At 70.0% G+C, this 23,122-nt stretch carries 24 protein-coding genes; 17 read left to right on the forward strand and 7 right to left on the reverse strand.

Annotated features, from left to right (window positions below; all coding sequences use genetic code 11):
• Positions 1-113 precede the first annotated feature (113 nt).
• The 3 genes from INP57_RS21595 (at position 114) to INP57_RS21605 (ending at position 3,568) form a co-directional block, all read left to right on the forward strand.
• Complete coding sequence (locus INP57_RS21595; RefSeq protein ID WP_307850204.1) at positions 114-752, forward strand: HAD-IA family hydrolase; 639 nt, start codon at positions 114-116, stop codon at positions 750-752.
• A gap of 2 nt (positions 753-754) precedes the next feature.
• Positions 755-2,206, forward strand: a complete 1,452-nt coding sequence (locus INP57_RS21600) for a PucR family transcriptional regulator (RefSeq protein ID WP_200072101.1) — start codon at positions 755-757, stop codon at positions 2,204-2,206.
• Between the two features lie 117 nt (positions 2,207-2,323).
• Positions 2,324-3,568 carry an NAD(P)/FAD-dependent oxidoreductase gene (locus tag INP57_RS21605; protein WP_200072102.1) on the forward strand — a complete coding sequence of 415 codons (1,245 nt, stop codon included), beginning with the start codon at positions 2,324-2,326 and terminating at the stop codon, positions 3,566-3,568.
• 221 nt (positions 3,569-3,789) lie between these two features.
• On the opposite strand, the gene INP57_RS21610 is transcribed toward INP57_RS21605, so the two are convergent.
• Positions 3,790-4,734 (reverse strand): carbon-nitrogen hydrolase family protein, encoded by a 945-nt coding sequence (locus tag INP57_RS21610; RefSeq protein WP_200072103.1) that lies wholly within the window; start codon positions 4,732-4,734, stop codon positions 3,790-3,792.
• 177 nt (positions 4,735-4,911) lie between these two features.
• Here INP57_RS21610 and INP57_RS21615 point away from each other — a divergent pair, with 177 nt between their 5' ends.
• Entirely contained in the window at positions 4,912-5,709 is a 798-nt protein-coding gene (locus tag INP57_RS21615; protein WP_200072158.1) for an ArsR/SmtB family transcription factor, read from the forward strand.
• A gap of 102 nt (positions 5,710-5,811) precedes the next feature.
• Here INP57_RS21615 and INP57_RS21620 read toward each other — a convergent pair whose 3' ends face one another.
• Positions 5,812-6,723, reverse strand: a complete 912-nt coding sequence (locus INP57_RS21620; protein WP_200072104.1) for an SDR family oxidoreductase — start codon at positions 6,721-6,723, stop codon at positions 5,812-5,814.
• Positions 6,724-6,820: 97 nt separating this feature from the next.
• Here INP57_RS21620 and INP57_RS21625 point away from each other — a divergent pair, with 97 nt between their 5' ends.
• Positions 6,821-7,519, forward strand: coding sequence for a TetR/AcrR family transcriptional regulator (locus INP57_RS21625; RefSeq protein WP_200072105.1), 699 nt, complete (start codon positions 6,821-6,823; stop codon positions 7,517-7,519).
• Position 7,520: 1 nt separating this feature from the next.
• On the opposite strand, the gene INP57_RS21630 is transcribed toward INP57_RS21625, so the two are convergent.
• From INP57_RS21630 to INP57_RS21650, 5 genes are all read right to left on the reverse strand, one after another.
• Positions 7,521-8,069 carry an LppA family lipoprotein gene (locus tag INP57_RS21630; RefSeq protein ID WP_233627981.1) on the reverse strand — a complete coding sequence of 183 codons (549 nt, stop codon included), beginning with the start codon at positions 8,067-8,069 and terminating at the stop codon, positions 7,521-7,523.
• Positions 8,070-8,097: 28 nt separating this feature from the next.
• The gene (locus tag INP57_RS21635; RefSeq protein ID WP_200072106.1) at positions 8,098-9,600 is read right to left on the reverse strand and encodes an alpha/beta hydrolase; all 1,503 of its coding nucleotides are present in this window, start codon (positions 9,598-9,600) and stop codon (positions 8,098-8,100) included.
• Positions 9,601-9,788: 188 nt separating this feature from the next.
• Positions 9,789-10,088 (reverse strand): type VII secretion target, encoded by a 300-nt coding sequence (locus tag INP57_RS21640; RefSeq protein WP_200072107.1) that lies wholly within the window; start codon positions 10,086-10,088, stop codon positions 9,789-9,791.
• Between the two features lie 122 nt (positions 10,089-10,210).
• On the reverse strand, positions 10,211-10,492 hold the full coding sequence (locus tag INP57_RS21645) for a DUF397 domain-containing protein (protein WP_200072108.1): 282 nt from the start codon (positions 10,490-10,492) through the stop codon (positions 10,211-10,213).
• 19 nt (positions 10,493-10,511) lie between these two features.
• The gene (locus tag INP57_RS21650) at positions 10,512-11,372 is read right to left on the reverse strand and encodes a helix-turn-helix domain-containing protein (RefSeq protein ID WP_200072109.1); all 861 of its coding nucleotides are present in this window, start codon (positions 11,370-11,372) and stop codon (positions 10,512-10,514) included.
• A gap of 116 nt (positions 11,373-11,488) precedes the next feature.
• On the opposite strand from INP57_RS21650, the gene INP57_RS21655 reads away from it, so the two are divergent.
• From INP57_RS21655 to tyrS, 12 genes are all read left to right on the forward strand, one after another.
• Positions 11,489-11,764, forward strand: coding sequence for a hypothetical protein (locus INP57_RS21655; protein ID WP_200072110.1), 276 nt, complete (start codon positions 11,489-11,491; stop codon positions 11,762-11,764).
• 52 nt (positions 11,765-11,816) lie between these two features.
• Complete coding sequence (argC, locus tag INP57_RS21660; RefSeq protein WP_200072111.1) at positions 11,817-12,845, forward strand: N-acetyl-gamma-glutamyl-phosphate reductase; 1,029 nt, start codon at positions 11,817-11,819, stop codon at positions 12,843-12,845.
• A complete protein-coding gene (locus INP57_RS21665; protein ID WP_200072112.1) occupies positions 12,842-13,219 on the forward strand; it encodes an ACT domain-containing protein in 378 nt (125 codons plus the stop codon). Before argC ends, INP57_RS21665 begins: the two co-directional genes overlap by 4 nt.
• A complete protein-coding gene (argJ, locus tag INP57_RS21670) occupies positions 13,216-14,373 on the forward strand; it encodes a bifunctional glutamate N-acetyltransferase/amino-acid acetyltransferase ArgJ (RefSeq protein WP_200072113.1) in 1,158 nt (385 codons plus the stop codon). Before INP57_RS21665 ends, argJ begins: the two co-directional genes overlap by 4 nt.
• Positions 14,370-15,293, forward strand: coding sequence for an acetylglutamate kinase (gene argB / locus INP57_RS21675; protein ID WP_200072114.1), 924 nt, complete (start codon positions 14,370-14,372; stop codon positions 15,291-15,293). The genes argJ and argB overlap by 4 nt, the downstream gene beginning before the upstream one ends.
• Positions 15,290-16,465, forward strand: a complete 1,176-nt coding sequence (locus INP57_RS21680; protein ID WP_200072115.1) for an acetylornithine transaminase — start codon at positions 15,290-15,292, stop codon at positions 16,463-16,465. Before argB ends, INP57_RS21680 begins: the two co-directional genes overlap by 4 nt.
• Before the next feature lie 42 nt (positions 16,466-16,507).
• A complete protein-coding gene (gene argF / locus INP57_RS21685) occupies positions 16,508-17,431 on the forward strand; it encodes an ornithine carbamoyltransferase (RefSeq protein WP_200072116.1) in 924 nt (307 codons plus the stop codon).
• Positions 17,428-17,994, forward strand: a complete 567-nt coding sequence (locus tag INP57_RS21690; protein WP_233627982.1) for an arginine repressor — start codon at positions 17,428-17,430, stop codon at positions 17,992-17,994. The genes argF and INP57_RS21690 overlap by 4 nt, the downstream gene beginning before the upstream one ends.
• Positions 17,987-19,180 carry an argininosuccinate synthase gene (locus INP57_RS21695; protein ID WP_200072117.1) on the forward strand — a complete coding sequence of 398 codons (1,194 nt, stop codon included), beginning with the start codon at positions 17,987-17,989 and terminating at the stop codon, positions 19,178-19,180. The genes INP57_RS21690 and INP57_RS21695 overlap by 8 nt, the downstream gene beginning before the upstream one ends.
• Before the next feature lie 133 nt (positions 19,181-19,313).
• Positions 19,314-20,759 carry an argininosuccinate lyase gene (argH, locus tag INP57_RS21700; protein ID WP_200072118.1) on the forward strand — a complete coding sequence of 482 codons (1,446 nt, stop codon included), beginning with the start codon at positions 19,314-19,316 and terminating at the stop codon, positions 20,757-20,759.
• Positions 20,760-20,769: 10 nt separating this feature from the next.
• Entirely contained in the window at positions 20,770-21,393 is a 624-nt protein-coding gene (locus INP57_RS21705) for a DNA-3-methyladenine glycosylase (protein ID WP_200072119.1), read from the forward strand.
• 33 nt (positions 21,394-21,426) lie between these two features.
• Positions 21,427-22,701: a tyrosine--tRNA ligase gene (gene tyrS / locus INP57_RS21710; RefSeq protein WP_200072120.1), complete on the forward strand. Its 1,275-nt coding sequence runs from the start codon at positions 21,427-21,429 to the stop codon at positions 22,699-22,701.
• Positions 22,702-23,122 lie beyond the last annotated feature (421 nt).

Genomic DNA, 23,122 nt, shown 5'->3' on the forward strand with positions numbered 1-23,122 from the left:
ACGCCGAATCCTCACGAAGTCGCAGGCGGGCACTCCCGCGCGCGGTTTCGCGGCACGGCGCGGTGATTTCGCCCGGTCTCGTCTCACCTGGCGGCGCGTGAGAGTCTGCTCTGGTGCGTGAGCAGCAGGAACGCGCAGTGTTGTGCGACATCGACGGAACCCTGGTCGATTCGACCGCCATCGTGCAGCGGGTCTGGACGGAGGTGGCCGCCGGGTTCGACGCGGACGCGGCCGCGATTCTGGCGGTGTGCCACGGAAAACGCGATGTGGACGTGGTCTCCGAGTTCTTCCCCGAGCCGGTCCGCGGCGACGTGCTCGCGAAGATCGCCGAGCTGGAGTCCGACGCCGTCGACGGCGTGGTCGCCGTGCCCGGAGCCGCGCACCTCCTCGCGAACCTGGACCGCTGGGCGGCGGTGACTTCGGGCGGCCGCGACTTGATGGCGAAGCGGCTGCGCGCGGCGGGCCTGCCGCAGCCGGACGTGCTGATCGCCGCCGAAGACGTCCGCCGCGGCAAACCCGATCCGGAGGGCTACCGCGCGGCCGCGGACGCGCTCGGCGCGGCCTCGGCGGGATGCTTCGTCGTGGAGGACGCTCCGGCAGGTATCGCCGCTGGCCGCGCGGCGGGCGCGATGGTCGCCGCGGTGACCACGACCCACTCGGAGTCCGAGCTGGAGGATGCGCACATCGTGCTGCCGTCGCTGCCGTCGCTGCCGTCGCTGCCGTCGCTGCCGGAACTGCTGGAACTCGTCTGACCATGGTCACCCTGGACCGGTTGATCAACGTCCTCGGCGGCTACGGCGCGCGGCTGCGTTGCGCCCCGCGCGGCCGCGACGTCGAACTCCGCAGCGTCGCGCTGCAGGAACCGGCCGGTCCGGACGAGGTGCTGCTGACCGTCGGCGTGCCGGATACCGCGCTCGGCGAGCTGCTGTCGGCCACCCGGGCCGCTGCGGTCGTCGTGCACCGGGCCGACGAAGCAGTGCTCGACATCGCACGCGAACGCGGCGTCGCGGTCGTGCTCGTCGATCCGGAGGTGCCGTGGGGTCAGCTCGCGGGCGTGGTGTACGGGCTGGTGCTGGAGGCGCGGGAAGGCGGCCCGACGGATCTGTTCGCGCTGGCGGACGCGCTCGCGGGCTCGGTCGGCGGCCCGGTGACGATCGAGGACCAGCATTCCGGCGTGCTGGCGTATTCGAGCAGGCAGGAGACCGCCGACCAGGCGCGGATGGCGACGATCCTGGGCAGGCGGGTGCCGGACGAGATCCGCGCCGAACTCACCGCCCGCGGTGTGCACGCGCACCTGGCCGTCTCCGACGCGCCGCTGTTCGTGGAGCCGATCCCGGCGCACGACTTCCACGGCCGGGTCGTCATCGCGGTTCGCGCCGGGCGGGAACTGCTCGGTTCGATCTGGGTCGAGGTCCCGGAGCCGTTGACCGGCGAGCGGGAGTCCGCGCTGCGCACCGGGGCCAGCACCGCGTCGCTGCAGATGCTGCGCGCGCGGGCCGCGGCCGACCTCGAGCGGCGGATCGAATCGGACCTGGTCATCGAGCTGTTGGAGGGCAAGGACGACGCTGCGGCGGTGCTGAGCAGGCTCGGTTTGCGCGGCGAGGACTTCCAGGTCGTGGCGTTGCAGGCGGAGGACACCGCGGTGCTGGTCGCCTTCGAGCGGGCCACCGCCGGTTTCGGCTGGGGCAGGCCGGGACGCAGCGCGCTGTTCTCGAACACGGTCTACACGGTGCTGCCCGGCGAGGTGCCCGCCGCGGAGTGGGTGCGCAAGTTGATGCGCGGGGTGCCTGCCTCCGCGCGGGCCGGGATCGGTGGCGCGGCGAGCCCGCTGGAACTGCCGGTGAGCAGGCAGGAAGCCGACGAGAGCTTGGCGCTGGAATGCTCCGATCCGATCGTTTCCTACGAGCGCGCGTGGCACGAGATCCTGCTGCGGCGGCTGCGCAACGCCGCTTCCGGCGGCCGCATCCCTCCGCGCGGGCCGGTCGCCGACCTGCGCCGTCACGACGCGGCGAACGGCACTCGCTACACCGAGACGCTGCGTGCGGTCCTGCACGCCCAGGGCGACCAGGTCGCGGCCGCGGCGCGGCTGGGCGTGCACCCGAACACCGTGCGCTACCGGCTGCGCAAGATGACCGAGGTGACCACGCTCGACCTGGACGATCCGGACGAACGACTCGCCCTGGTGATCGCGCTGCGCGTCGCCTAGCGGCCGCGGAGTAGTGCCCGGATGCCAACGCGGCGCGCTCGGATTGTGCGCAGATGACAACGATCAGCGCTGTGTTCCCGGTCATGCTCGGAGCTGGACCGAGCGAAGGGAGCAGGCATGAACGGGACCGATCAGGCACCGCGCCGGGTGGTGGTCGCCGGAGCCGGCGCCGTCGGACTCTCGACGGCGTGGTTCTTGCAGGAGCACGGCGTGGAGGTGACCGTCGTCGACCGCGACGGCGTGGCGGCCGGTTCGTCCTGGGGCAACGCGGGCTACCTGGCCCCGGCGTTCTCCATCCCGCTGCCGGAGCCGAGCGTGCTGCGCTACGGGCTGCGTTCGCTGCTGGACCGCAACGCCCCGCTGTACGTGCCCGCGCGGGTCGATCCGAGCTTGTGGGCGTTCCTCGCGCGGTTCGCCAAGCACTGCACGATGCCCGCCTGGCAGCGCGCGATGCGCCCGTTCGTGCCGATGAACAACGAGTGCCTGGAGGCGTTCGACGCCCTCACCGACGGCGGCGTGGACGCCCCGACCCGCCCGGCGCCGATCACCGCGGCGTTCGAGAACCCCGAGCAGGTCGCCGACCTGCGCCGCGAGTTCGAGCTGGTCCGCTCCTTCGGCCAGGACGTGCAGATCGCTGAACCGTCCACTGCGGACGTTTCGGTGCCGCAGCTGTCCGAGCAGGTCGGCGCGGTGATGCGGATCGAGGGGCAGCGCTACGTCGACCCGGGCGAGTTCGTGCGCGCGCTGGCCCGTTCGGTCGAGGCCCGCGGCGGCGAGATCCGCACCGGTTTCAACGTCGACGAGGTGCGCCGCGAACAGGGCGGCGTCGCACTGATCTCCGGCGACGAGCGCCTGCGGGCCGACTCGGTCGTGCTCGCCACCGGCGCCTGGCTGAGTTCGCTGGCCAAACCGCTCGGCGTGCGCACCCCCGTCCGCGCAGGCCGCGGCTACTCGTTCACCGTGCCCACCGACGAGCCCGTTCCGGGCCCGATCTACCTGCCCTCGGTGCGCGTGGCCTGCACGCCGTACCAGGGCGGGCTGCGCGTGGCGGGCACGATGGAGTTCCGCTCACCCGACGCGCGCGTGTACCCGGAGCGCATCGAGGCGATCGTGCGTTCGTCGAAGCCGCTGCTGACCGGGGTGCACTGGGATCAGCGCCGCGACGACTGGGTCGGCGGTCGGCCGGTCACCCCGGACGGGCTGCCGCTGATCGGCGCGACCGCCGCGCCGGGAGTGTTCGTCGCGGGCGGCCACGGCATGTGGGGCCTGACCCTCGGCCCGCAAACCGGACGACTGCTCGCCGACCAGATCGTCACCGGCAAGCAGCCGGATCCACTCAAGCCCTTCAACCCGCTGCGCTGAGGTTGCAAGAGTCCTTCGGAAGGATTTGCGTAGCGGTGCGGGTAGCGGAACCTCAGCGGCTTCCTCGCTGTGGGATCGATTTCTGACGTATGCCCATACGCGGCGAAATCGCTGTCCTCGCGAGGAAGCCGCTGAGAACCCGCGGCGGTGCCGGTTGCTTGCATGCTCGCTGCTCAGCGGCTTCGCCGCTGACAAGACAAGAACCAAGAAGTCACCGTGACTCAGTCCGGATCGGTGTGCTCCACCGGATCCTGCGGCCGGGTGTCGACGGTGAGGCGGAAGACGTCGGGCCGGGCGTAGTGCCCGGCCACGTCGAAGTCGTACTTGCCTTCCGGGATCGCGCCGAGGTCGAGTTCGGCGTGCAGCACGGTTTCCGCGCCGGTCGACGGCCCCGCGATGAGCTCTCCCAGCGGCGAGGCGATCAGCGAGTTCCCGGGTGAGAGCACCTCGTCCGCGGGCACGTCGAGCGGGTAGTCGTCCGGATAGTCGCTGCGGCGGGTGAACTGGTTGGCCGAGAGCACGAAGCAGCGTCCTTCGGCGGCCACGTGCCGCATGCTCGCGACCCAGCTTTCGCGCGGATCCGCCGTGGGCGCGCAGTAGAGCTGGACGCCTTGCGAGTACATGTGCATCCGCATCAGCGGCATGTAGTTCTCCCAGCAGATCACCGCGCCGAGCCGTCCCAGCGAGGTGTCGACCACGGGCATCGTCGAACCGTCGCCGAATCCCCAGACCAGCCGTTCCGCGCCGGTCGGCATGAGTTTGCGGTGCTTGCCCAGCAGCTCGCCGTCCGCGGAGAACATCAGCGCGGTGCAGTACAGCGTGCCCCGGCCGCGCTCGATCACTCCGATCACCAGGTGGACCCCGTGCTTGCGGGCGATTCCGCCGAGCCGCTCGGTCGCCGGCCCCGGAACGTCCACACTGGACTCCCAGTAGCGCCGGTACCAGCGGCGGCCTTCGGGGGAGCGGCTTCCGACGGTTGCGCCGAACGTGATGCCGCGCGGGTATGCGGACACGAACGCTTCGGGCAGCACCACGAGCTCGGCGCCTCCGGCGGCGGCTTGCCGGACGAGTTCGGCCGCCTTGTCCAGGGTGGCGTCCCGGTCGAACGCGACGGGCGCGGCCTGCACCACCGCGGCTCGCACGATCTGCGGTTCGTCGCTGCTCATTCCGCTCTCCTGCCTGCTCGGTGCTGCCGCCCGCTGGGCCGGGCTGAGAACTTACCCACGCCGGCGGCGGCCGGTCGACACATCGCCACCCGCCTCCTCGGCGGTGTTGACACGCAACCGGATGGCTGCTTGTCTGACTGACGCAGCCATTTGGTTGCATGTTTGGCCGTGGTGCACATGGACGAGGTCTTCCGGGCGCTCGCCGACCCGAACCGGCGCAGGTTGCTCGACGGTTTGAACGCCCGCAACGGGCAACGCCTGCGCGAACTGTGCGCGGGCCTGGAGATGACCCGGCAGGCGGTGAGCAAGCACCTGGCGGTGCTGGAGGCGGCCAACCTCGTCACCACGTTGCGGCGCGGCAGGGAGAAGCTGCACTACCTCAACGCCGAGCCGATCAACGCCATCGCCGAGCGCTGGATCAACCAGTACGACCGCGAGCGCGCGCACGCCCTCGCCGACTTGAAGACCGCATTGGAGCAGCCGCCGATGAGCAGCAGCGACGCTTTCGTCTACACCACTTACATCCGCACCACGCCGGAGCAGCTCTGGCAGGCGCTGACCGATCCGGCCTTCACCATCCGCTACTGGGGCTTGACCTTCGACACCGACTGGACTCCCGGCTCGGCGATGACCTGGACGGAGAACGGGCAGCGGACCACCGACCCGCAGCAGGTCGTCCTCGAAGCCGAACCGGGCCGCAAGCTCTCCTACACCTGGCACACCTTCACACCGGAATGGGCGCAGGCCGTGGGCGTCGGCGAGGAGGTCGCGGCGAAACTGCGCGAGGAGCGGCGCTCCAAGGTGACCTTCGAGATCGAACCGCTCGGCGACATGGTCAAGCTGACCGTGGTGCACGACGGCTTCGAGCCCGGCAGCACCGTCCGCGAGATGGTCGGCCACGGCTGGCCGGAAATCCTCGCCAGCCTCAAATCCCTGCTGGAGACGGGAAAACCGCTCTTCGAAGCCGCGGAGTGAAAGCGCTGAGCGTGCTCGGCACTCGGCCTCCTTCCGCAGTCGGGCGCGGAACAGGTGTCCCCTCCGCCCGCGAGGTGGGTGTGATCGTCGTGCCCCGGGTCATCAGGTGCGGGCGGGCAGGGCGACTCCGGTGAGCCGTTCGGATTCGGCCCACAGCCGTTCGGCGACCGCCTTGTCCAGTGCCTTGCGCGGCGGGCGAGCGACCCGGGTCGGGCCGACCACCGACCACCGCGGGCCGTAGTAGCCGCCGGCCACCACGTCCGGGCTGGTCGCCGCGTGCAGCAGCGGTTCGGAGCCTTGCACCACGCCTTGCGACGGCGTCAGCTTCGTTACGGTCCGCATCAGCGCGCTCGGCTCGCCACCGAGGCTCGGCCCCGAGGTCTGCAGGTTCGTCCGGGTGTAGCCGGGATGCGCACCGGTGGACAGCAGCGGCCAGCCGCGCGCGGCCGAGATCCGCGCGAGCTCCTTGGTCAGCAGCAGGTCGGCGAGCTTGGACTGCGCGTAGGCCGCGATCGGACCGTAGCCGCGTTCGAATTGCAGGTCGTCGAAGTTGATCCGGCCGCTGTTGGCCACGGCACTGCTCATCGTGGCCACCCGCGGCGCGGTCGCGTCCAGCAGCAGCGGCAGCAGCCGCACGGTCAGCGCGAACGGGCCGAGGTAGTTGCTGCCCATCTGCAGCTCGAAGCCGTCGGCCGTTTCGATCCGGTGCGGCGGCATCATCACGCCGGCGTTGTTCACCAGCAGGTCCAGCGGCCGCCCGTCGCTGAGCAGGCCATCGGCGAACTCCTGCACCGAGGCGAGCTCGGCCAGGTCGACGCGGCGGACCTCCACCTCGGCGCGCGGATGCTCGGCGAGGATGTCGGCGCGCGCCTGCTCGCCCTTGTCCGGCGTGCGCACCGCGAGCACCACGTGCGCGCCCGCACCTGCCAGCCGCCGGGCGGTTTCCTTGCCGGTCCCGCTGTTCGCGCCGGTCACAACGGCGAGTTTCCCGCTCTGGTCGTGCACCTGGTACATGTCGAACCCCTAAGAGACCGCTGGGCTGTTACAGCGGCGAACCTAACAGACCGCCAGTCTGTTAACAACGGACCGGCGGTTCGTTAGGGTTCCTCGCATGTGCTTCCAGCGCGCCCGCAGCGAGCAGCAGCGGAACGAACGGCGGCGCCAGATCCTGGCCACCGCCGCCGCGATGCTCACCGAGATGCCGGTCGCGAAGATCAGCCTCAACGAGTTGAGCCGGCGCGTCGGGCTGGCCAAGTCCAACGTGCTGCGCTACTTCGAGTCGCGCGAGGACGTCCTGCTCGAACTGCTGGACGCCGAAATGCAGGACTGGATCGCCGAGTTGGAGCGGTCGCTCGAACCCGCCGAAGGTGCGCAGCGGCAACGCGAGGACCGGCTGGCCGCGGTCCTGACCGAGTCGCTGGCCCGGCGGCCGGTGCTGTGCGACCTAAACAGCGCGCACGCCGCGGTCTTGGAGCACAACGTCTCCACCGATGTCGCCCTTCGGCACAAGCGCGAGACCAAGCGCGCCCTCGAGGAGCAGGCTCGGCTGATCCGGCGATACCTCCCGGAACTCGGCGCGCACGACGCGACCCGCCTCGTCGCGATGATCGCGCTGCTGGCCGCATCGGCATGGCCGCTTTGCCGGCCGTCCGAGGCGATGCTGGCCGCCTACACGGCCGACCCGGCGCTGGCCGACCTGCGGATGAACTTCACCGACATGCTGCGCCAATCCTTGGCGGTGACGATCTCCGGGCTGCTGGCCCGAGCCGAGAACGCTCCGCTGGGAACGGGCCCGATCGACCCGAGTTGATTCACCGCGCTGGCGGCGGCGCTTGCTTGTCCTTTTCGGCTTGGGGGAGGTGGCAGCCGGTATTGCCGCTGAGGAGCGTGTTCGCGGCAGTGCCGAAGCTGTACGTGGCGCCGTACGGGTCGAAGACCGTCACCTCGTGGTCGGCGGGACGATTGACGATCGGTTTCGGAGGCCCGAACCCGTAGTCAGCGGCGACATCGGCGAAGATCTTCTCCGCTCGCGGCCAGTCCGGATCCGGCAAGTTGCCCTTCGCCATCCAGATTTCGAGGCTCCAGCCTTCAGCGGTTTCCGCGAACGCATCGAAATCGGCGCATCCGGCGCGGACGGTGTCTTGCTTCTTCTCCCAGCGCATCCCGGGGAACGATTTGTTGAGTTCTTCCTGGATGCGGGAGTTCATCTCCAGGTATCGCGCACTGGCCTCCTCGATGCTGGGGCGGCGCAGTAGCTCGGCACGTTGCTCTTCCATGCTTCCCCCGTTCTTGGACACCAGTTCGTTGCCGCAGCCGGTGATGCTCAACATGAGCGCTGCGACAAGCGCGAAACGTTTCATGGTCCGTCCTCTGTACTCGTCGGTCCGCTCAGAACCATGCGTCGACGGCGCGGTCCGGAAGACCGGCCGCGATTACACCGGCGTTGTACTGGCTTGTTGTTCCGGGGTTGAGGTATCCGGTCGGGCCACCTGTGTTGTGTCCAGTGGATGCCTTGAGTTCACGGCCGTCCGGCGCGGTCGACTCTGACGTCGACAGGTTGTCGACCCCCGGTTGCATCCCTGGATCACCGCCGAAACGACCCAGCTCTGCGACAGGGTCCCAGTCGGACTCGAGGTTGTAAGTCCGGTCGTCGGGAACGTTGAGCTGTTCCAAGGGACCCGTTCCTAGGCCGGGTGATCCCATGGTCACAGCTGCGTCCACCCCTGTTCCTTCCTCTTGCAAAGCGTAGCCAGTAGTGGTCGAACCGTAGGAATGCCCCATCGCAACCAGGTGCGGATCGTCGGGCCGGGACTCGTTGATACCCCGGTAGAAGTCGGCGAGATCCTCGGAGCCACGTTCCGCCGCGGAGGAACGTGCCACCGAATCGCTCGGTTCCATGGTTTCGGAAAGCTGAGGCGCTTCGTACCCGAGCCACGTCACGGTCGACACTTCGCCGCCGTCGCCATACCGCAGCGATTGGCGTTCAGCCTCGTGCTGTAGCTGCGTCATGCTCCGGTCGTAGTCGCGAAGACTTCCGTGCTCGACCGAGCTGTCCATGCCAGGCGTGAACACGCTTACGTGTTTCGCGGTATCCACATCGCCGATCCCGACCGCAGCTTTGGTGCGTTCACCCGACGTGTCGAGCACGAGCAGTTGCCGATTGCCCTGGCCCATCACCTTTTCCACGTTGTCTAAGGAGGTCAACTTCCCTTGCACCTGCTCAAGTTGACGCTCGTACCTGCTGCGGACGAGATCGGCGCCAGGGCCGCCGCGCGGCTTGTCGACCGCGCGTTGCAGCTGCGTCGCTTGGGCTTGCAGCGAGGCGCGCTCGTCGTCGATGCGGTTGACGTTGGCGGTGTGGCGCACGGCCGCCGGGATGCCGTCCATGTTGCCGAGCCAGGGCGGGGGAGCGGTCGCCAGCGCGGACCTCGTCTCGGCGGGCAGTGATTTCCACCAGTCCGCGTGCTGCGCCGGAGTTCCACCGGCGGGCGGTTCGATCGTCTCGCCGAGGCCGCGGGCGTCGCCGAGCTTGGCGGCATCGGCGAGGTTGTGCGCTCCACGGGTGTCGATCAGGTCCTTGTCCGCGTCGCGGAGGACTTTCGCGAGTTCGCCGTCGGCGTCGTCGGCGCGCTCGAGTATTCGCTTCACCCGCTCGACCAGGTCGGGCCGGATTCTTCGCTGCCGGTCCTCGTCCACGCTTTCCGCCTGGTCGGCGGGTGTGTCGGGCGGTGTGCCGAGGTCTTCGACGCTGCCGTCGTCGTTGATCAGGAAGTGGTGTGCGTGCGCGATGATCTCGGCTTCGCCCAGGTCGCGGCCGATGGCCCGCACCTCTACGGCCGTCGCGATCACCGTCGAGCGGACCGTGGAGACTTCGGCGACGAGTTCCCGCATCCGCTCGCCGAGTTCGCGGTGCTTGCCCGCGGCGGAGTCGGCGGCTCGGCCGTGCCATTCGCGGGGTCTGCCGGAGTGGGCGAGTTCGTCGTCGAGCCGCACCAGGCGGTCCTGCTCGCGCTTGAGGTCGTCCACCGACTCGTCGAGCTGGTCCGGATTCCAGCGGCGGATGTCTCCGATGGTGACCATCAGGCGCCACCGCCGGTCTGCTTCAGCCCTTCCGAGGCGTTGCGTTCACCCGCGCGGTAGTTCTCGGCGCTGGTCCGCAGCGAGTTCGCGTAGTCGTCGGTGTCCCGGCACCAGGCGTCGATCGTGCCGCGCCAGCTCCCGCCGGTCGCCTTCGCCGCCGGAGCCGACGCCGACCCCGGCAACGCCCGCCCGATCTTCCCGGCCGCCACTTCCAGCCGCGCTTGCTCAGCCTGCTCAGCAGCGGATTCCGCCGCCTCCGCCGCCTGTTCCAACTCCCCGGTCACGACCTCGTACCCCATGGGCGCCCCTCCTCGTGCCGGAGGCGGACCTTAGCAGCGCACCGTCCGCAAGATCCCCGTTTCGCCCATTTCTCCCCGAGTGAACGGACCGTTTGACCAATCTAGTGGGACCAACAGTCCGTTCACTCCTGGAGAACTCGGGATTTGAGCGAGTCGAGGAACGTGGTGAAGGTGGCGCGGTCGAAGGCGAGCACCGGACCATCGGGGGACTTCGAGTCGCGGATGCCGACCACCGACGGCTCCACCGCGACCTCGACGCACTGGCCGCCGTTGGAGCCGCTGCGGCTGGACTTGCGCCAGTCGGAATGGGCACGGACGAACGCAACTTCCACGCACGCCCCGCCGTTGGAGCCGCTGCGGCTGGACTTGCGCCAGATTGCAGTGGAGAAGTCCGCAGTGAGCATGGCACCTACTTCTGGTCGCTCAGACGTGTGCAGCCTTCACCTTAGCGATCAGCGTTCTCGATTCCTTGGCTGGAAGCGCAGCTGCCTGCAAGCGGTCTAGCGTCATGCTGTAGCGGGTGTACTCGTCCGGCTCCCAAAGATAGGTCGCTCCCAGCACGTCTTCGAGATAGACGGCCGAAAGTTTCTGCGTGGCAAGGTGAAGCAGGAAGAACGACGACAGGACGGTGATCCGGTTCGGCGCGTCGAACGGCAAGATCCGGATCTCCACGTCCGTCCGCTCGGACAGTTCGAGCAGGTGCGCGAGCTGCGCTTGCATGATCTCGCTGTCGCCTTGCACCCGCCGGATCGCTGCTTCACTGAGCACAACGTCCAGCGACCGCAAGGCACTCTTGCTCCGCAGCACTGCTTGCCGTTGCATCCGCGTCTGCACCTGCTGCTCGACCAGACGCGGGTCCGCTGCCGGTTCCCAAGCCTGGATCGTCGACCGCGCGTAGTCCTCGGTCTGCAACAGACCAGTGATCGTCTCCATCTCGTAAAGCCGGACGTCGGTCGCCGCGCTCTCCAACGCCAGGAACCGCTGAAACCAGTCGGGAACCGCGTCCCGGTGGTACTTCTTCGGCCGGTTCCGCTTCGCCGCCTGCTCGGCGACGCCGGCCAGGTATTTCCGCTGTTTGGCGGGAGCGCCGTAGAACTCGAGCAGCTTGCGCACGTCGTCCGGCTGCACGCTCTGGCTGCCGCCTTCGATCTTGCTCATCTTCGGCTGCTTGCAGCCCAGCACGTCGGCGGCCTCGAACGTGCTGCGGTCGGCTTCCTCGCGCAGGCGCCGCAGCTCGATACCGAGCTGGATGCGCAACATGCGCGGGTCGGGACTGGTCGGCATACCGATCATGCTCACAGCCGGAGCCGCCGTTGTGGATCACCCGACCGTGTAAATGACGTCCGGAATGATTCCTAATAGCTTCATCGGTACAGGATCCCCGGTGAAGGGAGTCGGCGATGTCCGACGGTGAGGCTCAACTGCTCCGCGAACTCTCCGAGGGTGTGCGCCCGCGGCCGTTCGCGCTCTACGAGCTCGTGCGGGAACGCGGCGAGGTGGTCGACGCCGAGGTCTGCGTCTGGGGCCTGGACGTCAGCGCGCAACGCAGCCCGGACGGCCGCGGTCCGGGCGCGGTTTTCGTCGGCCCGGGCGGGATGATGGGCAACGCCGACTCGGGCGAGTCCACGCTGGAGATGTTCTCGCTGATCCGCGACGTCCGGTTGGTCTGGCTGTAGCCCGCACCACCCATCCTTGATTGATGTTGCATAAGAATGCATAATCATCCGCATGACGGTTCGGGTGGCAGTCGCGGGTGCGAGCGGCTACGCGGGCGGGGAACTGCTCCGCCTGCTGCTGGCGCATCCGGAAGTCGAGATCGGCACGTTGAGCGCGGGCGGCAACGCGGGCAGCAAGCTGGGCGCGCACCACCCGAACCTGGTGCCGCTGGCCGAGCGCGAACTCACCGAGACCTCCGCCGCCGAGCTCGCCGGGCACGACGTCGTGTTCCTCGCGCTGCCGCACGGGCACTCCGCCGCGATCGCCGCCGAACTCGGCGATGCCGCGGTGGTCATCGACTGCGGCGCCGACCACCGGCTCAACGACCCCGCCGACTGGCAGCGCTGGTACGGCGGTGAGCACCCCGGCACCTGGCCCTACGGCATCCCCGAACTCCCCGGCGGGCGCGAGAAGCTGCGCAGCACCAAGCGGGTCGCGGTCCCCGGCTGCTTCCCCACGGTCTCGTCGCTGACGCTGGTGCCCGCGCTGGCGGCCGGGCTGGTCGAGCCGGACGCCACGGTCGTCGCGGTCACCGGAACTTCCGGCGCGGGGCGTTCGCTCAAGCCGCACCTGCTCTCGGCCGAAGTCATGGGCTCGGCCAGCGTCTACGGCGTCGGCGGTGCGCACCGGCACACCCCGGAAATGATCCAGAACCTCTCCGCCGTCGCCGGCGAGCCCGTCAAGGTCTCGTTCACGCCGGTGCTCGCACCGATGCCGCGCGGAATCCTCGCCACCTGCACCGCTCCGCTGCGCGGTGACGTCGACGCCGACGCGGCCCGCAAGGTCTACCTCGACGCCTACGGCGACGAGCCGTTCGTGCAGGTGCTGCCCGCGGGGAACTGGCCGCAGACCTCGGCGACGATCGGCGCCAACACCGTTCACGTGCAGGTCACCGTGGACGCCGACGCCGGTCGGCTGGTCGCGGTCGGTGCCGAGGACAACCTCACCAAGGGCACCGCGGGCGGCGCGGTGCAGTGCATGAACCTGGCGCTGGGCCTGCCCGAGACGACCGGGTTGCCGTTCGCGGGAGTCGCCCCGTGAACTGGACGCTGCACCTGCACGACGAACCGCTCGCGGTCGTCGCCACCGACGAGCCGCTGCCGGAGACCGGTCCGATCCGGGCCGAGCTGGTCACCGCGAAGGGTCGCACCCTCGTGCTCCCGTACGAAGCAGCCGCGGGCCTGGAGACCGTAGAAGGACCGTTCCGCGCACTGGAAGTACGCGGGCCGCTGGAGTTCTCGCTCACCGGCGTGCTCGCCGAGCTGCTGAACCCGTTGGCGCGGGCCGAGATCAGCGTCTTCACGCTGTCCACTTTCGACACCGACTGGATCCTCGTCCCGGCCGCCGCCGCCGAGTCCGCCCGGGCGGCGCTGACCGCCGAAGGCCACACCGTGCACCCCGAGGAGTTCGCATGAGCGTCACCGCCCCCGCCGGTTTCCGCGCGGCAGGCGTCGCCGCCGGGATCAAAGCCGGCGGCGCCCGAGACCTGGCGCTCGTGGTCAACGACGGCCCGCAGTCCACCGCCGCGGGCGTGTTCACCACGAACCAGGTCAAAGCCGCGCCGGTGCTGTGGTCGCAGCAGGTGCTGCAGGAGCAGAGCCTGCGCGCCGTGGTGCTCAACTCCGGCGGCGCCAACGCCTGCACCGGCCCGGAAGGCTTCCAGGACACCCACGCCACGGCCGAGAAGGTCGCGGAATCCCTGGAAATGGGCGCGATCGACGTAGCGGTGTGCTCCACCGGCCTCATCGGCGAACGCCTCCCGATGGACGCCGTTCTGTCCGGAGTGGACGGTGCGGCGAAGTCGCTGGCGGGCACCGAGCAAGCCGCGACCGACGCGGCGACCGCGATCCTGACCACCGACAGCGTGCCCAAGCAGGCGCACGCCGCCGGAGCGGGCTGGTCCGTCGGCGGTTTCGCCAAGGGCGCCGGAATGCTCGCCCCGAACCTCGCGACCATGCTCAGCGTGCTCACCACCGACGCCGTGATCTCCAAGGCATCCCTCGACGAGGCGCTGCGCGCGGCCACCCGCGTCACCTTCGACCGGCTCGACGTCGACGGCGGCACCTCCACCAACGACACGGTGCTCGTGCTCGCCTCCGGCGCCTCCGGCATCGAACCGTCCACTGAGGACTTCGCCGAGCAGCTCAAGAACGTCTGCACCGACCTGGTCCGCGGCCTGCAGCACGACGCCGAGGGCGCCACCAAGGCCGTCGACATCACCGTGCGCGGCGCGCGGACCGAGGACGACGCCGTCCGCATCGGACGGATCATCGCCGAGGACAACCTGGTCGGAACCGCGCTGTTCGGCTCCGACCCGAACTGGGGCCGGATCGCGATGGCGCTGGGCCGCGCGGGCGTCGGCATCGACGTCGGCAAGGCCGAGATCTCCGTCAACGGCGTGCGGCTGTTCGCGGGCGGCCTGCCCGACCGGGACCGCAGCGAAGCCGACCTCACCGGCCGCGACATCGAGATCGCGGTGGACCTGCACCTCGGCGAGCACGAGGCGACGATCCTGTCCACCGACCTCTCGCACGGCTACGTCGAAGAGAACAGCGCGTACTCGTCATGACCACGTACCCGCAAAGCACCGACCGCCTCGCCCGCGCTGGGGAGAAGGCAGGCGTGCTGGTCGAAGCCCTGCCGTGGCTGGAGCGCTTCCACGGCGCGACCGTCGTGGTCAAGTACGGCGGCAACGCCATGGTCGACGACGAGCTCAAGGCCGCCTTCGCGCAGGACATGGTGTTCCTGCGGCTGGCCGGGCTGCGGCCGGTGATCGTGCACGGCGGCGGCCCGCAGATCACCTCGATGCTCGACCGGCTCGGCATGGCGGGGGAGTTCCGCGGCGGCCTGCGGGTCACCACGCCGGAAACCATGGACGTCGTGCGGATGGTGCTGGTCGGCCAGGTCGGGCGCGAACTCGTCGGCCTGATCAACCAGCACGGCCCGCACGCGGTGGGGATGTCCGGTGAGGACGCCCAGCTGTTCACCGCCGCGCGCCGCACCGCCCTGGTCGACGGCGAAGCGGTCGACGTGGGCCTGGTCGGCGACGTGGTCTCGGTCAACTCCGACGCGGTGCACGACCTGATCGACGCCGGACGCATCCCGGTGGTGTCCACAGTGGCCCCGGACGCGGACGGCGTGGTGCACAACGTCAATGCCGACACCGCGGCCGGTGCGCTGGCGAAGGAGCTGGGCGCGGAAAAGCTCGTCGTGCTCACCGACGTCGAAGGTCTCTACACCGACTGGCCGGACCGCTCGTCGCTGGTGTCCAGATTGGACGCGGACGAGCTGGAGCGGCTGCTGCCGGGCCTGGACTCCGGCATGGTGCCGAAGATGGAGGCGTGCCTGCGCGCGGTGCGCGGCGGCGTACCCCGCGCGCACGTCATCGACGGCAGGCTCGCGCACTCGGTGCTGCTGGAGGTCTTCACCAGCGCCGGCGTTGGAACGATGGTGCTGCCCAGCACGAAAAGCGAGGTCGAAAACTCATGACCAGCAACGTCACCGCCGCCCAGCGGTGGCAGACGTCCATGATGGACAACTACGGCACCCCGAAGCTGACCCTGGTGCGCGGCTCGGGCTGCACCGTCACCGACGCCGACGGCCGCGACTACCTGGACTTCGTCAGCGGCATCGCGGTCAACGCGCTCGGCCACGCCCACCCCGCGGTGGTCGAAGCGGTGACCGAGCAGATCGGCAGCCTCGGGCACGTCTCGAACTTCTACGCGCACGAGAACGGCTTGCAGCTGGCCGAGCAACTGCTGGAGCTGGCCGGGGCGAGCGGCCGGGTGCTGTTCTGCAATTCCGGCGCCGAGGCCAACGAAGCCGCGTTCAAGATCAGCAGGCTCACCGGCCGCAGCAAGGTCGTCGCCACCGAAGGCGGCTTCCACGGCCGCACCATGGGCGCGCTCGCCCTGACCGGCCAGCCCGCGAAGCAGCTGCCGTTCGAGCCGCTGCCCGGCGGAGTCGAGCACGTGCCCTACGGCGACGTGGCCGCGCTCGAGTCCGCGGTGGACGACACGACCGCCGCGCTGTTCCTCGAACCCGTGCAGGGCGAGAACGGCGTGGTCGTCCCGCCCGAGGGCTATCTGCGCGCCGCGCGCGAGATCACCGCACGGCACGGCGCGCTGCTCGTCCTGGACGAGGTGCAGACCGGCATCGGCCGCACCGGCGAATGGTTCGCCTTCCAGCGCGACGGCGTCGAACCGGACGTGATCACGCTGGCCAAGGGGCTCGGCGGCGGACTTTCGCTCGGCGCCTGCATCGGCCTCGGTGAAACCGGTGAGCTGCTGCAACCCGGCCAGCACGGCACCACCTTCGGCGGCAACCCGGTCGCCTGCGCGGCGGCGCTGGCCGTGCTGCGCACCATCCGCGAGGACGGGCTGCTCGAACATGTGAAGTCCGTCGGCGAAGAACTCGCCGCGGGAGTGCGCGCCATCGACCACCCGCTGATCGCCGAAGTCCGCGGGCACGGGCTGCTGCTCGGCGTGCGCCTGACCGAACCCGTCGCGGCCAAGGTGTCCGCGGCCGCCCAGGAAGCCGGCTTCCTGATCAACGCCGTGCAGCCGGACGTGCTGCGGCTCAGCCCGCCGCTGGTCGTGCAGCACGACCAGGTGCGGCAACTGCTCGACCGGCTCCCCGAACTTCTCCGGCTCGCCGAATGACTTGCGAGCCCGAGTCCCACCACGATCCGCGGAGGTGACGCCGTGGCACCCCGGCACTTTCTGCGCGATGACGACCTCGGCCCCGACGAACAGGCCGAAGTGCTCGACCTCGCCGCCCACTACAAGACCGACCCGCACAGCGACGACGTGCTGCGCAACAAGTCCGTGGCGGTGATCTTCGAGAAGAACTCCACCCGCACCCGGCTGTCCTTCGAAGTCGGCATCCATCAGCTCGGCGGCCAGCCGATCGTGGTCGACGGCCGGATGATGCAGCTCGGGCGCGAGGAGACCATCGAAGACACCTCCCGCGTGCTGTCCCGCTACGCCGACATCGTCGTGTGGCGCACCTTCGCGCAGGCGCGGATGCAGTCGATGTCCGCGGCCTCGACCGTGCCGGTCGTCAACGCGCTCACCGACGAGTTCCACCCCTGCCAGGTCCTCGCCGACCTGCAGACCGTCCGCGAACGCCACGGCACGCTGGCCGGGCGCACCCTGACCTACCTCGGGGACGGCGCGAACAACATGGCCCACTCGCTGCTCATCGGCGGAGCCACCGCGGGAATGCACGTCCGCATCGGCGCCCCCGAGGGCTTCGCCCCCGCGCAGTGGGTGCTCGACGCGGCCAACAAGCGGGCCGCCGAAACCGGCGGATCGGTGGCGCTGCACACCGACCCGCGTACATCGGTGGACGGAGCCGACGTGCTCGTCACCGACTCGTGGACCTCCATGGGCCAGGAGAACGACGGCAAGGACCGGGTGAGCCCGTTCCGCCCGTTCCAGGTCAACACCGACCTGCTCGGCGCAACCGGCGTCGAGACCACCGTGCTGCACTGCCTGCCCGCGCACCGCGGCTGGGAGATCACCGACGAAGTCCTCGACGGCCCGGCAAGCGCGGTCTTCGACGAGGCGGAGAACCGGCTGCACGCGCAGAAGGCCCTGCTGAGCTGGCTGGTGCGGCGGCCATGAGCACCAGGGCGGCCCGGCAGGCCCGCATCGTCGAACTCGTATCGTCGATGGGGATACGCAGCCAGACCGAACTGGCCCGGCTGCTGGCCGGGGACGGCATCGAGGTCACCCAGGCCACGCTGTCCCGGGACCTCGACGAGCTCGGCGCGGTGAAGCTGCGCGGACCGGACGGCGGCGCCGCCGTCTACGTCATCCCGGAGGACGGCAGCCCGGTGCGCGGGGTGCAGGGCGGCACCTCGCGGCTGAGCAGGTTGCTCGCCGAGCTGCTGGTCTCCGCCGACGGCTCCGGCAACCTCACCGTGCTGCGCACCCCGCCCGGCGCCGCCCAGTTCCTGGCCAGCGCCATCGACCGGGCGGCGCTGCTGGAGGTCGTCGGCTCCATCGCCGGTGACGACACCGTGATGGTGGTGGCCCGCGAGCCGCTGACCGGCCTGGACCTGGCCGAGCGGTTCAGCAACATGGCCTCCGGCGAACGCGGTGCCGACGAGGCGGGCGAACACGACGCGGGCGAGCCCCCGCGGCAACCACAACCAGACCCGAACAGGAGCAACGATCATGAGTGAGCGGGTAGTGCTGGCCTACTCCGGTGGCCTGGACACCTCCGTGGCCATCGGCTGGATCGCCGAGGAGACCGGTACCGAGGTCGTCGCCGTCGCGGTCGACGTCGGCCAGGGCGGCGAAGACCTGGAGACGGTGCGCAAGCGGGCGCTGGAGTGCGGCGCGGTCGAAGCGGTCGTCGCGGACGCCCGCGACGAGTTCGCCGACCAGTACTGCCTGCCCGCGCTGCAGGCCAATGCGCTGTACATGGACCGGTACCCGCTGGTTTCGGCGGTGTCCCGGCCGCTGATCGTCAAGCACCTCACCGACGCGGCCAAGGCGCACGGCGCCACCACCGTCTCGCACGGCTGCACCGGCAAGGGCAACGACCAGGTGCGCTTCGAGGTCGGCATCGGCGCGCTGGCCCCGGACCTGAAGGTCATCGCCCCGGTCCGGGACTTCGCCTGGACCCGCGAGAAGGCCATCGCCTGGGCCGAGGACCGCGACCTGCCGATCGACGTGAGCAAGAAGTCGCCGTACTCGATCGACCAGAACGTCTGGGGCCGGGCCGTGGAGACCGGGTTCCTGGAGGACATCTGGAACGCGCCGGTCGAGGACGTCTACTCCTACACCGAGAACCCGGCCACCCCGCGCGAGGCCGACGAGGTCGTGATCACCTTCGACCGCGGCGTGCCGGTCGCCATCGACGGCCAGAAGGTCAGCGTCCTGCAGGCGATCCAGCAGCTCAACCAGCGCGCGGGCGCGCAGGGCATCGGGCGCCTCGACATGGTCGAGGACCGGCTGGTGGGCATCAAGAGCCGCGAGATCTACGAGGCGCCGGGCGCGCTGGCGCTGATCACCGCCCACCAGGAGCTCGAGGACGTCACGCTGGAGCGCGACCTGGCCCGGTTCAAGCGGACCGTGGCGCAGCGCTGGGGCGAGCTGGTCTACGACGGCCTGTGGTTCTCGCCGCTGAAGGACTCGCTGGACGCCTTCATCGCCGACTCGCAGCAGCACGTCAGCGGCGACATCCGGATGTCGCTGCACGGCGGCCGCGCGGTGGTCAACGGCAGGCGCAGCGAGCAGTCGCTGTACGACTTCAACCTGGCCACCTACGACGAGGGCGACACCTTCGACCAGGGCCTGGCCAAGGGCTTCGTGCAGTTGTGGGGCCTGCCCAGCAAGATCGCCGCGAAGCGCGACCAGGGCTGAGCGCGCAGGCATCGGGCGCGGTGGCGGGGAACTCCTCCGCCGCCGCGCCGCAGTCGTGTCGCCACGCCTTCCCGAGCGGACGGTGCTCCGCCCCGGACTTCCCGCAAACCCGACTCCCCACCCGAGGAAAACCGTGACCCAGCAAGGCAGCGAGCCCACCAAGCTCTGGGGCGGCCGCTTCGCCTCCGGCCCGGCCGAGGCGATGGCGGCGCTGAGCCTGTCCACGCACTTCGACTGGCGCCTGGCGCCCTACGACATCGCCGGTTCCCGCGCGCACGCCCGGGTGCTGCACCGCGCGGGCCTGCTCACCGGCGACGAGCTCGACGGGATGCTGCGCGGCCTCGACGAACTCGCCGCCGACGTCGAATCCGGCGCGTTCCAGCCGGTCGTCGCGGACGAGGACGTGCACACCGCGCTCGAACGCGGCCTGCTCGAACGGGTCGGCAACGACCTCGGCGGCAAGCTGCGCGCCGGCCGCTCCCGCAACGACCAGGTCGCCACCCTGTTCCGGATGTGGCTGCGGGACGCCACCCGCCGCGTCGCCTCCGGCGTCCTGGACGTGGTCGACGCCCTGGTCAGCCAGGCGCAAGCGCACCCGGATGCGGTGCTGCCGGGCCGGACCCACCTGCAGCACGCCCAGCCCGTGCTGCTCGCGCACCACCTGCTCGCACATTGCCAAGCGCTGCTGCGCGATGTGCAACGGATGCGGGACTGGGACGAGCGCACCGCGTTCTCCCCGTACGGATCGGGCGCGCTGGCCGGTTCCTCGCTCGGCCTGGACCCGCAGGCGGTGGCCGAGGAGCTCGGCTTCGACGGCGCCGTGGACAACTCCATCGACGGCACCGCCTCCCGCGACTTCGCGGCCGAATCGGCGTTCTGCCTGGCCATGCTTGGGGTGAACCTGTCCCGCGTGGCCGAAGAAGTGATCATCTGGAACACCGCCGAATTCGGCTACGTCACCCTCGACGACGCCTGGGCCACCGGCAGCTCGATCATGCCGCAGAAGAAGAACCCGGACGTCGCCGAACTCGCCCGCGGCAAGTCCGGCAGGCTGCTCGGCAACCTGACGAGCCTGCTGACCACGCTCAAGGCCCAGCCGCTTGCCTACAACCGCGACCTGCAGGAGGACAAGGAACCGGTCTTCGACTCCGTCGAGCACCTGGACCTGCTGCTGCCCGCGATGGCCGGGATGCTCGGCACCCTCACCTTCCACACCGACCGGATGGCCGAACTCGCGCCGGCCGGTTTCACGCTGGCCACCGACATCGCCGAGTGGCTGGTGCGGCAGGGCGTCCCGTTCCGCGTGGCGCACGAAGCCTCGGGGGAGTGCGTGCGGCTGGCCGAAGCCCGCGGCGTCGACCTGGACGAACTGACCGACGACGAGCTGTCCGGAGCGCACGCCGCGCTCACCCCCGCCGTCCGCGAGGTGCTCACCGTGCCCGGCTCGGTCGCCTCCCGCGACGCGCACGGCGGAACCGCCCCTGCGCGGGTCTCCGAGCAGCTCACGCGCGTCGTCGAAGCGGTCCGCGCGCACCGGGCGTGGTCGTCGGCCGGAGAACGCCGCGAACACGGCCGGTAGTGTCCGGGCCGTGCATCAGGTGACTAGCGACGAACTCGCGCACGACCCGCTTCGGGTGGCTCGGCGGCTGCTCGGCTGCGAGCTGCACTCGACCGGCCCCGAAGGCGAAGTGCGGGTGCGGCTGGTCGAGGTCGAGGCGTACCGCGGGGGCGACGACCCGGCCTCGCACTGCTACCGCGGTCGAACCGAGCGCAACGCCGTGATGTTCGGTCCGGCCGGGCACCTGTACGTCTACTTCGTCTACGGAATGCACTTCTGCATCAACGTGGTGTGCCTGACCGACGGCGTCCCCGGCGCGGTGCTGCTGCGCGCCGGGGAGGTCGTGGCGGGCGGCGAACTCGCCAAGCAGCGCCGTCCCGCCGTGCGCAAGCAGAGCGCGGTCGCCAGCGGGCCCGCCAGACTCGCAGGTGTCCTCGGGATCACCCGCGAGCACAACGGCATCGACCTGACCTCCCCGGATTCTCCGATCAGGCTCTACAACGGTGACACGGTCGACGAGGACGACGTCCGCACCGGACCCCGCGTCGGCGTCGCCACCGCGGTCGATCTGCCGTGGCGGTCCTGGATCGACGGCTCGCCGTCGGTCAGCACCTACCGGCTCGGCGGGCGCCGCAGAATCCGGGACCGGACGTAAAACCGCTGGCGCAGGTGCGCGAAACTGGTGCTCGTGAGCGAGCACATCCTTGACGAGCTGTCCTGGCGCGGCCTGATCGCGCAGTCCACCGACCTCACCGCGCTGCGCGCGGACCTGAGCGAGGGCCCGCTCACCCTCTACGCGGGCTTCGACCCGACCGCGTCCAGCCTGCACGCCGGGCACCTGATCCCGATCCTCACGCTGCGCCGCTTCCAGCTCGCCGGGCACCGCCCGGTGATCCTCTCCGGCGGCGCCACCGGTCTCATCGGCGATCCGCGCGACGTTGGCGAGCGGAATCTGCACGACGTGTCCACCGTGCGGGACTGGACCACCAGGATCGGCGATCAGCTCGCCAAATTCGTCGACTTCGACGAGTCACCGACCGGTGCGGTCGTGGCCAACAACACCGACTGGACCGCCGAACTGCCGGTCACCGAGTTCCTGCGCGACGTCGGCAAGCACTTCTCGATCAACACCATGCTGGCCAGGGACACCGTCAAGCGGCGGCTGGAGGGCGACGGCATGTCCTACACGGAGTTCAGCTACATGCTGTTGCAGGCCAACGACTTCGTGCAGCTCTACCGCAGGCACGGCACCCGGCTGCAGCTCGGCGGCTCCGACCAGTGGGGCAACATCGTCGCAGGCGTGGACCTGCTGCGCCGGCAGGAGAACGTCACCGGGCACGCGCTGACGCTGCCGCTGGTCACCGACGCCGAGGGCCGCAAGTTCGGCAAGTCCACCGGCGGCGGCAACGTGTGGCTCGATCCGGAGCTGACCTCGCCGTACGCCTGGTACCAGTACTTCGTGAACTCCGCGGACGCCGATGTCGGCAAGTACCTGCGCCTGTTCACCTTCCTCGACCGCGAGGAGATCGAGGAACTGGAGCGGCTCACCGCCGAGCGGCCCCAGCAGCGCGCCGGCCAGCGCAGGCTCGCCGAAGAGCTCACGACGTTCGTGCACGGCGCCGAGCAGACCCGCCAAGTCATCGCCGCCAGCCAGGCCCTGTTCGGCCGCGGCGAGCTCGCCGAACTCGACGAGCCCACGCTGGAGGCCGCGATGGCCGAGATCCCCACCGGCGAGGTCCGCCTCGCCGACGAGCCCACCATCGTCGACCTGCTCGTCGAAGCCGGCCTGGCCCAGGGCCGAGGCGCCGCCCGGCGCACCGTCAACGAGGGCGGGGCCTACCTCAACAACACCAAAATCGCTGATGAGAGCTGGTCCGTGGCGAAGGACGACCTGCTGCACGGCCGCTGGCTCATCGTCCGGCGTGGCAAGCGTCACACTGCGGGGATCAAGGTGCTGTACTAGCCTGATCTCGACGCCGGAAACGGTGGCTGACCTGCGGGTTCGCGATCTTCCGGCGGCGCTGCGGGCTGGCTTGACTTCGCCCCCGGCAGCGCGTAACTTTCTTGGAGTCAGCGCGGAACGGGCCGACATACGGACCGGGCGCGACGGGGGGACCGCAAACAACGCTTTCGCCGATGGTGTTAGCGTGGGCGGACCCGGTGAAACGAACTCAACATTGCTCCGCCGCCGCGGACCGGAAGGCCCCGAAAGCAAAAGGGACCCCCGGCGAAACCGCGAAAACGGGGTAAGTTAGAGTGTTTCACATCAGCAAGACGAAGAGATGACTCCCCGGGGTTTTGGTGCCTGGTTGGTGCTGGGGTTCTGGTGTGGGTGTGTTCTTTGAGAACTCAACAGCGTGCCGATGATGGTGAGTGGTAGTACT

The organism is Saccharopolyspora galaxeae (assembly GCF_016526145.1).
GTDB lineage: Bacteria > Actinomycetota > Actinomycetes > Mycobacteriales > Pseudonocardiaceae > Saccharopolyspora_C > Saccharopolyspora_C galaxeae.

Excerpts from the sequence above, each read along its gene's own strand:
- argJ (WP_200072113.1), top strand. The coding sequence starts at position 13,216 with ATGAGCGTCACCGCCCCCGCCGGTTTCCGCGCGGCAGGCGTCGCCGCC.
- INP57_RS21645 (WP_200072108.1), bottom strand. The coding sequence starts at position 10,492 with ATGCTCACTGCGGACTTCTCCACTGCAATCTGGCGCAAGTCCAGCCGC.
- INP57_RS21695 (WP_200072117.1), top strand. The coding sequence starts at position 17,987 with ATGAGTGAGCGGGTAGTGCTGGCCTACTCCGGTGGCCTGGACACCTCC.
- INP57_RS21635 (WP_200072106.1), bottom strand. The coding sequence starts at position 9,600 with ATGCGGGAACTCGTCGCCGAAGTCTCCACGGTCCGCTCGACGGTGATC.
- argB (WP_200072114.1), top strand. The coding sequence starts at position 14,370 with ATGACCACGTACCCGCAAAGCACCGACCGCCTCGCCCGCGCTGGGGAG.
- INP57_RS21610 (WP_200072103.1), bottom strand. The coding sequence starts at position 4,734 with ATGAGCAGCGACGAACCGCAGATCGTGCGAGCCGCGGTGGTGCAGGCC.
- INP57_RS21605 (WP_200072102.1), top strand. The coding sequence starts at position 2,324 with ATGAACGGGACCGATCAGGCACCGCGCCGGGTGGTGGTCGCCGGAGCC.
- INP57_RS21620 (WP_200072104.1), bottom strand. The coding sequence starts at position 6,723 with ATGTACCAGGTGCACGACCAGAGCGGGAAACTCGCCGTTGTGACCGGC.
- INP57_RS21600 (WP_200072101.1), top strand. The coding sequence starts at position 755 with ATGGTCACCCTGGACCGGTTGATCAACGTCCTCGGCGGCTACGGCGCG.
- INP57_RS21655 (WP_200072110.1), top strand. The coding sequence starts at position 11,489 with ATGTCCGACGGTGAGGCTCAACTGCTCCGCGAACTCTCCGAGGGTGTG.
- INP57_RS21650 (WP_200072109.1), bottom strand. The coding sequence starts at position 11,372 with ATGCCGACCAGTCCCGACCCGCGCATGTTGCGCATCCAGCTCGGTATC.
- INP57_RS21630 (WP_233627981.1), bottom strand. The coding sequence starts at position 8,069 with ATGAAACGTTTCGCGCTTGTCGCAGCGCTCATGTTGAGCATCACCGGC.
- INP57_RS21625 (WP_200072105.1), top strand. The coding sequence starts at position 6,821 with ATGTGCTTCCAGCGCGCCCGCAGCGAGCAGCAGCGGAACGAACGGCGG.
- INP57_RS21680 (WP_200072115.1), top strand. The coding sequence starts at position 15,290 with ATGACCAGCAACGTCACCGCCGCCCAGCGGTGGCAGACGTCCATGATG.
- INP57_RS21640 (WP_200072107.1), bottom strand. The coding sequence starts at position 10,088 with ATGGGGTACGAGGTCGTGACCGGGGAGTTGGAACAGGCGGCGGAGGCG.
- argC (WP_200072111.1), top strand. The coding sequence starts at position 11,817 with ATGACGGTTCGGGTGGCAGTCGCGGGTGCGAGCGGCTACGCGGGCGGG.
- INP57_RS21615 (WP_200072158.1), top strand. The coding sequence starts at position 4,912 with ATGGACGAGGTCTTCCGGGCGCTCGCCGACCCGAACCGGCGCAGGTTG.
- INP57_RS21690 (WP_233627982.1), top strand. The coding sequence starts at position 17,428 with ATGAGCACCAGGGCGGCCCGGCAGGCCCGCATCGTCGAACTCGTATCG.